Annotated in this window: 13 protein-coding genes and 1 pseudogene; 5 read left to right on the top strand and 9 right to left on the bottom strand. The window is 65.2% G+C overall.

Annotated elements, in window-relative coordinates; all coding sequences use genetic code 11:
* Positions 1–120 precede the first annotated feature (120 nt).
* From CF8_RS22175 to CF8_RS22165, 3 genes and pseudogenes are all read right to left on the bottom strand, one after another.
* Positions 121–420 (bottom strand): PaaI family thioesterase, encoded by a 300-nt coding sequence (locus tag CF8_RS22175; RefSeq protein WP_332248896.1) that lies wholly within the window; start codon positions 418–420, stop codon positions 121–123.
* A gap of 11 nt (positions 421–431) precedes the next feature.
* Positions 432–666 (bottom strand): annotated as a pseudogene (locus CF8_RS22170) (transposase); the annotation flags it as partial.
* 14 nt (positions 667–680) lie between these two features.
* A complete protein-coding gene (locus CF8_RS22165; RefSeq protein ID WP_198016901.1) occupies positions 681–845 on the bottom strand; it encodes a hypothetical protein in 165 nt (54 codons plus the stop codon).
* A gap of 116 nt (positions 846–961) precedes the next feature.
* On the opposite strand from CF8_RS22165, the gene CF8_RS20055 reads away from it, so the two are divergent.
* From CF8_RS20055 to CF8_RS22160, 5 genes are all read left to right on the top strand, one after another.
* Positions 962–1,729: an SDR family NAD(P)-dependent oxidoreductase gene (locus CF8_RS20055; RefSeq protein WP_010834914.1), complete on the top strand. Its 768-nt coding sequence runs from the start codon at positions 962–964 to the stop codon at positions 1,727–1,729.
* Positions 1,730–1,770: 41 nt separating this feature from the next.
* Positions 1,771–2,832: an alpha/beta fold hydrolase gene (locus CF8_RS20050; RefSeq protein WP_010834913.1), complete on the top strand. Its 1,062-nt coding sequence runs from the start codon at positions 1,771–1,773 to the stop codon at positions 2,830–2,832.
* A 116-nt stretch (positions 2,833–2,948) separates the two neighbouring features.
* Positions 2,949–3,263, top strand: a complete 315-nt coding sequence (locus CF8_RS20045; RefSeq protein ID WP_010834912.1) for an EthD family reductase — start codon at positions 2,949–2,951, stop codon at positions 3,261–3,263.
* A 96-nt stretch (positions 3,264–3,359) separates the two neighbouring features.
* Entirely contained in the window at positions 3,360–4,412 is a 1,053-nt protein-coding gene (locus CF8_RS20040; RefSeq protein ID WP_036493858.1) for an NAD(P)-dependent alcohol dehydrogenase, read from the top strand.
* Between the two features lie 311 nt (positions 4,413–4,723).
* A complete protein-coding gene (locus CF8_RS22160) occupies positions 4,724–4,933 on the top strand; it encodes a hypothetical protein (RefSeq protein ID WP_156887285.1) in 210 nt (69 codons plus the stop codon).
* A gap of 156 nt (positions 4,934–5,089) precedes the next feature.
* Here CF8_RS22160 and CF8_RS20030 read toward each other — a convergent pair whose 3' ends face one another.
* From CF8_RS20030 to CF8_RS20010, 6 genes are all read right to left on the bottom strand, one after another.
* Complete coding sequence (locus tag CF8_RS20030) at positions 5,090–6,619, bottom strand: class I adenylate-forming enzyme family protein (RefSeq protein WP_010834909.1); 1,530 nt, start codon at positions 6,617–6,619, stop codon at positions 5,090–5,092.
* 55 nt (positions 6,620–6,674) lie between these two features.
* Positions 6,675–7,004 (bottom strand): hypothetical protein, encoded by a 330-nt coding sequence (locus CF8_RS20025; RefSeq protein WP_010834908.1) that lies wholly within the window; start codon positions 7,002–7,004, stop codon positions 6,675–6,677.
* Positions 7,001–7,132, bottom strand: a complete 132-nt coding sequence (locus CF8_RS23555; protein ID WP_269634800.1) for a hypothetical protein — start codon at positions 7,130–7,132, stop codon at positions 7,001–7,003. The genes CF8_RS20025 and CF8_RS23555 overlap by 4 nt, the downstream gene beginning before the upstream one ends.
* Before the next feature lie 175 nt (positions 7,133–7,307).
* Entirely contained in the window at positions 7,308–8,543 is a 1,236-nt protein-coding gene (locus tag CF8_RS20020; RefSeq protein WP_198016900.1) for a methane monooxygenase/ammonia monooxygenase subunit B, read from the bottom strand.
* A gap of 20 nt (positions 8,544–8,563) precedes the next feature.
* Complete coding sequence (locus CF8_RS20015; protein WP_010834906.1) at positions 8,564–9,277, bottom strand: methane monooxygenase/ammonia monooxygenase subunit A; 714 nt, start codon at positions 9,275–9,277, stop codon at positions 8,564–8,566.
* Positions 9,278–9,387: 110 nt separating this feature from the next.
* The gene (locus tag CF8_RS20010) at positions 9,388–10,260 is read right to left on the bottom strand and encodes a methane monooxygenase/ammonia monooxygenase subunit C (protein WP_010834905.1); all 873 of its coding nucleotides are present in this window, start codon (positions 10,258–10,260) and stop codon (positions 9,388–9,390) included.
* Between the last annotated feature and the right edge of the window lie 42 nt (positions 10,261–10,302).

Below are 10,302 nucleotides of genomic sequence, written 5' to 3'. Positions count from 1 at the left end.
CCCCGGGCAGTTTCTACTGGCCCTTGACACAAGCGTCGCCGCAGAAGGTTCCGCTTGTGGTGCCAGGCTCAGGAAGAACACCCGCGTCACCGCAGACGCAGGACGCCCACCACAACCCAGCTACCTGCCGACCTCCCGACCAATGACGGCGAACGAACCGCTGGCGAGCCCCACCAACGCCTCATTCTGATCGCGAACCTCTGCCTGGAGCTGGACGACCCGCTTGCCGGCCTGCATGACTGTTGCCGTCGCTACCAGCTCTCCATCGAACGCTGCCTTGCAGAAACGCACCTGCACATCGATGGAGGCGCACAACTGGTTCTCGTCCAAGACACTCATTGTGGCTGCGCCCATCGCGGTGTCCGCCATGGCGAATAGCACGGCTCCGTGCACTGAGCTCAGCCACCCAGGCGCCCTCACGGAGCTCCCCGGGGGCGAGCGTGTTCGGGCAGCGCGGCCAACGCCATGTCCAGGACCGCGATGTGGTCGGCGGCAGTGTTGGAGCCGGCCTTGCCCTTGCGGAGCAGGCCGGCCAACGCTTCCCACCAGCCACCTCCGACGGTCCAGGAAGCACAGCAACGGGTAGAACCCGAAGGTCTTCTTCCAGGTTGCCGCAGCGTTCTCCTTCTCGCTGTGCGCGATAATGATCGTGGCGTCGAAGTCCAAACAAAGTTCCTGGGTCAGGTCCGGGCCGGAGCGCGGTGCCCCTCGAGGCCGAACAGGTCGCTCATCAGCACCTGGATCCCGCACTTGGCCAACACCGCGTGGACCTCGGCCTTGCAGCCCGAACGCAGCGCGACCAGCTTGGCCCGGTGCCGAACCAGCTCGCGCAGCGGGTGGGGCATCGGTCAACACCGCACCGTGTCCCATTTCAGGACATGGTGCGGCGTGGGCCACACCCTAGAGTGGGCTCGCCGCCCACTGGCGGCGAACGTCGACGCTCAGAGGAGGCAGAGAAGCGATGTCCCGACTCGAAGGCAAGGTCGCCGTCGTCACCGGTGGCGCCAACGGTCTCGGTGAAGCAATCACACGGCGCATGTGCGAGCAGGGCGCCTCGGTCGCGGTCCTGGACCGTGACCCGCGCGGCGCCGAGGTCGTGGAGAAGCTCGCCGCCCAGGGCGTTCAGGCACGGTTCTACCGGACCGACGTCACCGACGAGGACGACGTCCGTGACGCTTTCACCGACATCGCACGGCGGTTCGGCCGCGTGGACGCCCTCGTCAACAACGCCGGCATCGAGGGAGCCAACAAGCCCACCGACGAGCTAGAGCTTGTCGAGTGGGAACGGGTCATGGCCGTCAACTGCACGGCCGTGTTTCTCTGCACCAAGCATGCGATCCCGCACCTGCGCAACAGCGGAGGAGGCTCGATCATCAACATCTCCTCGATCTATGGCCTCGTCGGTGGCGGCGACATTCCGCCCTACCACGCGTCGAAGGGCGCTGTGCGGGTGATGAGCAAGAACGATGCCCTGACCTACGCCCCTGACGGCATCCGGGTCAACAGCATCCACCCGGGCTTCATCTTCACCGAGATGGTCAACCGCTACGTCGACGAAGCCGGGATGGACCGCGCCGAGGCCCGCGTCGCGCTCGATGCGCTGCACCCACTCGGCGGCACTGGCACCCCCGACGACATTGCCTGGGGCGCCATCTTCCTGGCCTCCGACGAGGCCCGATGGATCACCGGCAGCGAGCTGGTGATCGACGGCGGCTACACCGCCCGCTGACCGGCCAAGACCGCCTACCCAGAATCTTCGAGGAGCACTAGATGATCGACAACCCCTACTACACCCCCGAGTTCCACGGCGACTATGACGTCGTCTCGATCGGCCGCCTCGACCTCGAGGAAGGCGGATCGATCCCGGACTGCCACCTCGCCTTCGCCACCTTCGGAACCCTCAACGACGCCAAGGACAACGCAATCCTCATCCCCACCTGGTTCTCGGGGACCCACCAGATCTGGCGTGATGTCTACATCGGGCCCGACCACGCTCTGAACCCCGAGGAATACTTCATCGTCGTGGTCGACCAGATTGGCTCAGGCCTGTCGACCTCACCCCACAACGCCGCCGGACCCAACGCCGACATCGCAATGTCGAGGTTCCCCAAGGTTCGTATCGGTGACGATGTCGTCGCCCAGGAGCGACTCCTGCGCAAGCACTTCGGCATCCAGACTCTGGCGTTGGTCGTCGGCGGCTCGATGGGGGCCCAGCAGACCTACGAGTGGGCGGTCCGATTCCCCAACAAGGTCCTCCGCGCCGCGATGATCGCCGGCACCGCCCAGAACACGCCTCACGACTTCTTGTTCACCAAGTCGCTGATCGAGGCCATCACCTCCGACCCGGGCTACGCCGAGGGCGAGTACAAGTCCAACACCGACGTCGTAGCCGGACTGACCCGGCACGCCGGCATTTGGGCGGTCATGGGCTTCTCCACCGAGTTCTGGAAGCAGGAGGTCTGGCGAGCCCTCGAGTTCGACTCCAAGGAGGCATTCCTCGCCGGCTTCCTCGAGCCCTACTTCACCGCGATGGACCCCAACGACCTCCTCGCCCAGGCTTGGAAGTGGCAGCGTGGTGACGTCGCCCGGCATACCGGGGGCGATCTGGTGGCCGCGTTGGGTCGGATCACAGCCAAGACCTTCGTCATGCCGATCAGCGAGGACATGTTCTTCCCGGTCCGCGATGCCGAAGCCGAGGCAAAGCACATCCCCAACAGCGAGCTGCGCGTGATTGACGACATCCTCGGCCATCTCGCACTCTTCGGCGTCGCACCGACGTACATGCAGCAGATCGACCAGAACCTCCGCGAGCTCATGGCCATCCCCGCCTGAACAGCCGGGACCGTCCCGGAGCCAGTGGGAGCGCGCGGTCAATGCGCCCCACTGGCGCGGAACGTACCTTCCGCTCCCACCCGTCTGACCCGCCCTCCCAACGAAGTGAGACCCACATGACCAACACACTCCTGGCCCTCTACAACCAGCCCAAGGACCCCGCTGCCTTCGACCGCCATTACGAGGAGACCCACAGCGAGCTGGGCCTGGCCTTCCCCGGGCTCCAGTCGTTCTCCGGTACGCACCCTGACCTGGGCGCAGACGGCTCTCCGGCGCCCTACTACTTCGTCGCGATCCTCACCTTTGACGATGAGGACGCGCTCAGTGCGGCGCTCGCCAGCCCCGCGGGCGAGGCCGCTGTGGCGGACCTGGCCAACTTTGCCGGCGCCGGCGTGACCCTCCTCCACGGTCCCACCACGGTCTACAAGTAGGCCCATCCCGGCACTCAATCGGTCTCGGCGACCACCGGTCGCCGAGACCCATCTCACCAAAACCCGAGGAATAGAGGAGATCGGCCTGTGGCCACCATGAAAGCATTCACGACCCCCGGCGTCGGACAGGTAGAGGTCGTTGACAAGCCGATCCCTTCCCCCGGCCCTGACGACGTGATCGTCGCGACTAGCGCGGCGCTCGTCTGTACCTCCGACATCCACACCGTGGCTGGCGCTCTTCCCGTCGAACCCGGAAGGACACTCGGTCACGAAGCCGTCGGAGTCGTAGCCGCCATCGGAAGCAACGTCTCCGGATTCACAGAAGGTCAGCGGGTAGCCGTCAACGCGATCACCCCCTGCTGGGAGTGCCGCTACTGCCAGAGCGGATACAGCAGCCAATGTGGAGGACCGCTTGGGGGATACCAGTACACCGCCCAGCGTGACGGCAACATGGCGGAGTACTTCGTCGTACCCAAGGCCAGGGCAAACCTTGCGCCGATCCCCGACGAGGTGACCGACGCACAGGCCGTCTACGCCTGTGACATGCTTTCGACCGGGTTCATGGGGGCGGAGCACAGCTACCTGCGTCTGGGTGACACCGTTGCCATCTTCGCTCAGGGTGCTGTCGGGCTATCGGCGACCATCGGCGCCACGCTTCTCGGCGCCGCTCGGATCTTCGCGGTCGAGTCCATCCCGAATCGCCAGGAGCTGGCACGTACCTACGGCGCGACCGACATCATCGACTTTACCCAGGGCGACGCCGTCGAACAGATCATGGACGCCACCGGCGGCGAGGGCGTCGATGCGGCCATTGAAGCGTTCGGTTTCCCCCAGACCTGGGAATCGTGCCTTCGGGTGACCAAGGCCGGCGGCCGGGTCTCCAACATCGGTTACCACGGAGAAAACCCGAACCCGCTGCAGATACCCCTCGACGCCTTCGGGCTGGGCATGGCCGACAAGTCGATCCACACCGGTCTCTGCCCCGGTGGCAACGACCGTATGCAGCGAATCTTTGCACTGATCGCTACCGGGCGCTTCGACCCGACCCTGATGACCACCCACTCCTTCGCCTTCGATCAGGTGGCCGAAGCGTTCGAACTAATGCGCACCAAACAGGACGGCATCATCAAGCCTCTCGTCACATTCTGACCGTGGGCGGGACCCGCGCGCGTACTCCGGTTCAGCCCTGATCCACCGGGCTGAACCGGTTGCGGCGATTTCGGTGGCGTGATGATTCGGTTCGTGTGGTGGGGCGTGGTTGGTCTGCCGGCCTGTACCGGCTCTTCCACTTCAGGTCCTCGGGTCGCGCCCTACTGGGGCTGGATGGTCAGGTCGTTGCCAGGGTGGGTAGGCCGGTCGCGGTCGTCCAGAGTGACTCCCAGCCGGTGGCCCAGGGCCAGTCACGGGGCATGTGGAGGTCGAGTCGGCGGCTGGTCGAGGCGATGCGGGCGGGGACGTCGATGATTGCTCGCTACTGCCGCCTCGTCCGCCGGTGCGGGAAGAAAAAGACCATCGTCGCCGTCGGGCGCTCACTGCTGGTGACCATATGGCACCTGCTCTGCGACCCCGAGGCCCGGTTCAAGGACCTCGGCGCCGACCACTACGACTGCCACGTCAAAACCCCGGCCGAACGCCGCAGCCATGTCCGTGAGCTCGAAGCACTCGGGTAGCACGTCACACTCGAACCCGCCGACTGACCCGCAACGACTTCTCCGTCTCCGCTGCGCTCCGCCGGGAGCTGTCGCCTGCCTGGTCACCGCCATTCTCGGAGTAGAACTCCATCGGCCGCGGAGAGGCCGGTGGATCCGAGTAAGCCCCATGCCAGATCAGTTCACCTGCCGCTCGCGAGCCTCCCAGTAGGGCTGCCGGAGCTTGAACTTCTGGATCTTGCCGGTAGCGGTGCGCGGCAGGGCATCGAGGAAGTCCACGCGCTTGGGGCACTTGTAGCCGGCCAGGTGGTGGCGACAGTGATCGAGCAACTCCTCCTGGCTCACTTCGGCGCCCTGCTCGGTGACGACCAGGGCCGTGACTGACTCGCCCCACTTGTCGTCCGGGATACCGATCACCGCGACCTCGCGGACCGCGGGGTGGGAGGCCAACGCGTCCTCGACTTCGATCGAAGACACGTTCTCACCACCGGTGATGATCACGTCCTTCTTACGATCGGCGATGGTCAGGTAGCCTTCGCTGATCGACCCGCCGTCGCCGGTGTGGAACCAGCCTCCGGCCTGAACCCGCGCGGTCTCCTCCGGGTTCTCCCAGTATCCGTCCAGGACGTGGTTGGATTGTGCGAGCACCTCTCCGGTCTCGTCCAACTTGAGGCGGACCCCGATGGCCGGTGCACCGGCTCTACCCAGCAAGCGTGCCTGCTGGTAGTCGTCGAGCTCGGCCCACTCCGGGCGCATTCGGTTGACAGTGAGCAAGGGTGCGGTCTCGGTGAGGCCGTAGATCTGGATGAACTCCCAGCCGAGCTCTTCACGCACGCGCTGGATGGTACGCGTCGGCGGCGGTGCTCCAGCGACCACGATGCGCACCCGCCCGCGCCCAGGGATCTCGCCGTCCCACGCGGCCGTGGCGTCGAGCGCCGCGGTGACCACGGCAGGTGCAGCACACAGCAGGGTCACTCCGTGCGCCTCGATACGGCGAAGGATCTCGCCACCGTCGACCTTGCGGAGCACGATGTGCTTGCCACCCATCCCCGTCACTGCGTAGGGCATGCCCCAACCGTTGGCGTGGAACATCGGCAACGTATGCAGCAGGACGTCCTCGGCGGTCAGCGTGGCGTGGAGGCCGAACACGACCGCGTTGAGCCACAGGTTGCGGTGAGTCAGCTGCACTCCCTTGGGTCGTGCCGTCGTGCCCGAGGTGTAGTTGATCGTCGCGGTGGCGGCCTCGTCACCGGACCAGGGTCGGGGGGCGGCGTCGGTGTCGAACAGCTCCGCGTCGTTCTCCCCGATGACGTAGACGTGTGGCGCGCTGACGGTGTCGAGGAGATGCTTGAGTTCGGGGTCGATGATCACGACCTCGGCCCCGGAGTGCTCGATGATGTACCTCACCTCTGCTGGCGCAAGACGGAAGTTCACCGGAACCAGGACCCGTCCCCAGCCCGAGACCCCGAAGAAGGAGACGAGCAGCCGCGCGGCGTTGTGCGACACGATCGCCACCCGGCCGCCCACCGGAACTCCCAACGCGTCGAGCGAGGCGGCCTGCGCCCTGGCCAGCCGGGCCACTTCGGCGTAGGTCAGTGATCCCCAGGAGGGCCCGGGTTGGTCGGGCTCATCGACCACGGCGATCCGTTCGGGATAGACCGTTTCTGCCCGCTCCAGGAAGTCAAGGACATTGAGATCGAAGAACATGGTCAATCCTTTTGCAGGTCTCGGGGGAAAAGAGCGTGCGTCGACCGGGAGGTGCTCATCCGTCCGACTCGGCGGCGCGCTGCCGGTCGGGTTTCGGTCTGCCACGATGGTCTGAGGGCGCGGCGATGAGCGCGAGATCGCCGCGCTCGAGTTCGTCGAGGAAGCGCCACAACTCTTCTTGGAGGGTCGTCTCACCAAGCCCCCCTGGCACCTCTCGGTTCGCCTGGTTGATGCACCGGTTGGTGTACACGATGGTCGCGATGAGAGCGATCGCGGGCACCACCAGAACCGCGGCCATGGCCAGGATGGGAACCCAGCCGAGAGCGGGCCCCGGATAGCCAGCTGAATCCATGGTCGCGAGGAGGGTGTCGGCGACCTTCATCATGACGACGCGTCCGTGGCTTCGGTGGCGGTCGTCTTGTCATGCCGGGCGGAGTAGAAGACCCCGAGCAGCACGATCGTGGGCAGGATCGCCATGGCGGCGAGGGCGTACCAGATCAGCGCGAACGTCATCCCCCCTTCGTCCCCGTGACCCCCTCCGGCAAGAATGGTCAAGGCGTACATGTGCGTCATATCGGTTCCCCTTTCTCGGCAAGATGACTGGTGCCCGCGAAGCGGAGGAGCCCGGCAGGTCTGCAGACCTGGAGGCTCCCCCGCCCGTGCGGAGCTTTCGGTTGTCGCGGTCGGCTCAGTGGAAGTCCTGGAGAATCGCGGAGGTGAGCTCGTTGACCTCACTAACCACTTGTTCACCGGTCTCATCCTCGAAGAACAGCAGACCGGTTACCCGCAACTCTGCCTCGTTCACAGGCACCAGCGAGCGGACGATCAGGTCCTCGCTCTGGATCTCCACGGTGAACGTGGCCGACCCGCCGGGCTCGATCGCCTGATCCGGAGTCACGGTCATGGCCTGCGCGTCGGGATCGGCTGCCGAAGCGAAGCTCGGGCTGACGAACTCGACGTCACCGAACTGCACCCGTTGTAGGCGAACCGCCGCGGCTCCTGTGTTCTCGACCCTCAGCTTCATCGTGAGCGTGTCTGCTTCCGCGTTGAACCTGATGCTCTCGATCTCCGGGGCCACGGCTCCGGACACCTCTTCCTCGGCCAACGGCACCGGGGTGGTGCGCACGACCTGGAGGGGTACGGAGGAGCTCTGGGTCATCTCCGCGTAGGCGTACCCTCCAGTTCCGACCACCAGCGCCACGACTGCGAAGCCGATCCCAATCCGACGGTCGGACCGCGTGATCAGCGTGGCCCCACGCCCCTCGCTGATCGCCATCGCCCGGTCGAGGATCGGTCGGCGCAGCCAGAAGAGCAGCCACGCCAAGCCGACGACCAAGCTGATCAGGTGCCAGGTCACCACCCGTCCCAAGCCGAAGGTCTCGAGGTCGACCGTGGTGCCGTTGGCCAGTGTCACGGTGTTCTCGAAGACGCCGGTGTCATTGACCGTGATGTCCTTCCCGGCGCCCACCAGGGTTCCGGCCCCCTCGACCCCGAATCCGGGGTGGACGTGCCACGTTCCCGGCTGCCGAGCCTTGATCACCAGCTTGAAGGGGTACGTCGCGCCCTTCTCGATGCGCACCGACTGGGGGGTGAACTCCCCCGACATCTCCCGTTCCTGGACGTAGAACACCGGTCCGGGCGTCGACACGGTGAGATAGCCCATCTCCGGGGGCTCAAGTGTGTGGTCCGGCCACGACTTCATGACCCGCACCATCCCGGTGATGGTCACGCTCTCTCCGACGTCGACCGTGTCGTCGGAGAACTTCACGTCGTAGAAGACGACCGTCGACGTGCGCTGGAACGCCTGCTGGGACTCCTCACCGTGCGCCGAGGCTGGCGATACAGGTAGGACGAGCAGGGCAAGGACGCCTACGGCCAGCCTAAACAGGCGCCGCAGGAGGTGACCAGTGCTTTCGGGATTCATCGATATCCTCATCAGTCTCATCAGTCCGACCCAAGTCGGAAGAACCGTCCGGCGGGAGCGACCGCCAGGAACTTCCCGATCGCCAGCCCGAACCAGTACACCGCGGCCGACAACATCCCGGCGAAGAAGGACACCACCATGGTGATGTTCTCCACCAGCGCCCGCAGCCGGCCCTCCTCGATGATCCGCAGGTACTCCGGTGTCTGGGTACGCACGATGTTGAAGCTCATCACGTCGGCCACCGTCACGATGTACCCGTGGAACTCCACCGGCTGCATGAACGGCGCCAGCGCCGGCCAGTTGAAGAACCAGAACACGAACCCCCACATCAACCCCCCGAACAGCGAGGTCAGGAAGAAGCTTCGGGTGATCAACAAGATCACGTCCAGCACCACCGCGGCCAGCACCAAGGTCTCGGGCCAGGTGAAGTTCAGCGGGATGTTGGCCCACCACTCGAAGGAGAAATACCGAGAAACCCACTCTGCCAGGACCAGCGCGACCGCGCCGAGCGTGGCACCGAACGGCAGCCGCAGTTGGGTCCAGGTGATGTACTGCAACGCCGCCGGCACGATGATGCTCAGCGCCGGGGTGAGCAACGGCCACCACTGCCGGTCCTTCCAGTCCACCCAGAACGACCAGTCGCCGACGAACAGCATGTTGTTCAGATGGGCCGCTCCCGCGACGAGCAGCAAGGCGCTCGCCACGAGCAGGATGTCCCACCGCCGGCCGATCATTCGAGTCGGGGGCGGATGCTGAGGTGTCTCGACGCTTTCGGTTGCCACTGTCATGGTGTTGGTTCTCCTTGAAGGCCGTCTATGACGCCGGATGGAAGGTCAGGGCTGATTCAGATACTGGTCGGTTGAGTCGTGGCCGTGTTCGACTCGCCCGCCGGAGCTGCAGGAGTCATCTGCTGCTCGGCCGCCACGAGGGCATCGCGCTCCTGGCGAGCGATCGCGAACAGCCGGGGCGTGGTCTCGAACCACACCGAGAACGTCGCTGCAAGCAGATAGCCGAAGATCACGAATGGCCAGTGCAGCGATGCCGAGAAGAGTTCTTCGGCCTCCCAGAAGGAGTGCCCGAACTCGTTCATAGCAACCTGGAACACCAGAAGGCTGCTGCCGCCGATCATCAGCGCGAACGAGACTGGGATCGCCTTGCCGCCGTACAGGTGGGGGAGGCGGGTACGCGCGTAGAGGTAGGTGCCCGTGGCCATGTAGATCATCAGCGGGAACACGCCGTAGAAAAGAATGGCGTGGCTGGGGGTGAAGGCAGAGTCGCGCATCGTGACCTGATGCCAGGATGCATCCTGCTCGGCGAAGTAGCTGCCACCCCAGTAGACCGCGGCAGTGAAGCCCGCCACCAGCAGCCACAGGCGCCAGATCCGGCCCGCCTCCTCAGCGCCGTTCGCCGGAGGTGCCAGCTTGCGGGAGGAACTCCACAGGTAGACGTACCAAGCACCCGCCAGAAGCGGCAGCACCGTCATGTTCACCAAGAACATCGTCCCCCAGAACTGGTTGAACTCCGGTAGCGTCCTGTCGAGGCCCTTGGTGAAAGCGAAGGCCTGCTGGTACCAGCGCCACAACAGCATCAGGACTGTCACCGCGACGAGCGGATACAGGATCGACTTGTAACTTCCTCCTCCGGTGGCGGTGACATCGTGTCGCCATCCGGTGGCGGTCTTCTCGGCGGTTCTCTTCGTTTCGGCTCGTGTGCTCACTGTTACTCCTTAATGGGGAACGGCTTCAGCAGTTCGTCGACC

The organism is Nocardioides sp. CF8, assembly GCF_000389985.1.
Lineage (GTDB): Bacteria > Actinomycetota > Actinomycetes > Propionibacteriales > Nocardioidaceae > Nocardioides > Nocardioides allogilvus.
Note: the sequence above shows the minus strand (reverse complement) of the source record. Positions and strands in the feature narration are given on the sequence as shown.

Bases quoted from the DNA above. Each gene is read 5' to 3' on its own strand.
- CF8_RS22165 (WP_198016901.1), bottom strand. From the start codon at position 845: ATGCCCCACCCGCTGCGCGAGCTGGTTCGGCACCGGGCCAAGCTGGTC.
- CF8_RS20055 (WP_010834914.1), top strand. From the start codon at position 962: ATGTCCCGACTCGAAGGCAAGGTCGCCGTCGTCACCGGTGGCGCCAAC.
- CF8_RS20050 (WP_010834913.1), top strand. From the start codon at position 1,771: ATGATCGACAACCCCTACTACACCCCCGAGTTCCACGGCGACTATGAC.
- CF8_RS20045 (WP_010834912.1), top strand. From the start codon at position 2,949: ATGACCAACACACTCCTGGCCCTCTACAACCAGCCCAAGGACCCCGCT.
- CF8_RS20040 (WP_036493858.1), top strand. From the start codon at position 3,360: ATGAAAGCATTCACGACCCCCGGCGTCGGACAGGTAGAGGTCGTTGAC.
- CF8_RS22160 (WP_156887285.1), top strand. From the start codon at position 4,724: ATGATTGCTCGCTACTGCCGCCTCGTCCGCCGGTGCGGGAAGAAAAAG.
- CF8_RS20030 (WP_010834909.1), bottom strand. From the start codon at position 6,619: ATGTTCTTCGATCTCAATGTCCTTGACTTCCTGGAGCGGGCAGAAACG.
- CF8_RS20025 (WP_010834908.1), bottom strand. From the start codon at position 7,004: ATGATGAAGGTCGCCGACACCCTCCTCGCGACCATGGATTCAGCTGGC.
- CF8_RS23555 (WP_269634800.1), bottom strand. From the start codon at position 7,132: ATGACGTTCGCGCTGATCTGGTACGCCCTCGCCGCCATGGCGATCCTG.
- CF8_RS20020 (WP_198016900.1), bottom strand. From the start codon at position 8,543: ATGAATCCCGAAAGCACTGGTCACCTCCTGCGGCGCCTGTTTAGGCTG.
- CF8_RS20015 (WP_010834906.1), bottom strand. From the start codon at position 9,277: ATGATCGGCCGGCGGTGGGACATCCTGCTCGTGGCGAGCGCCTTGCTG.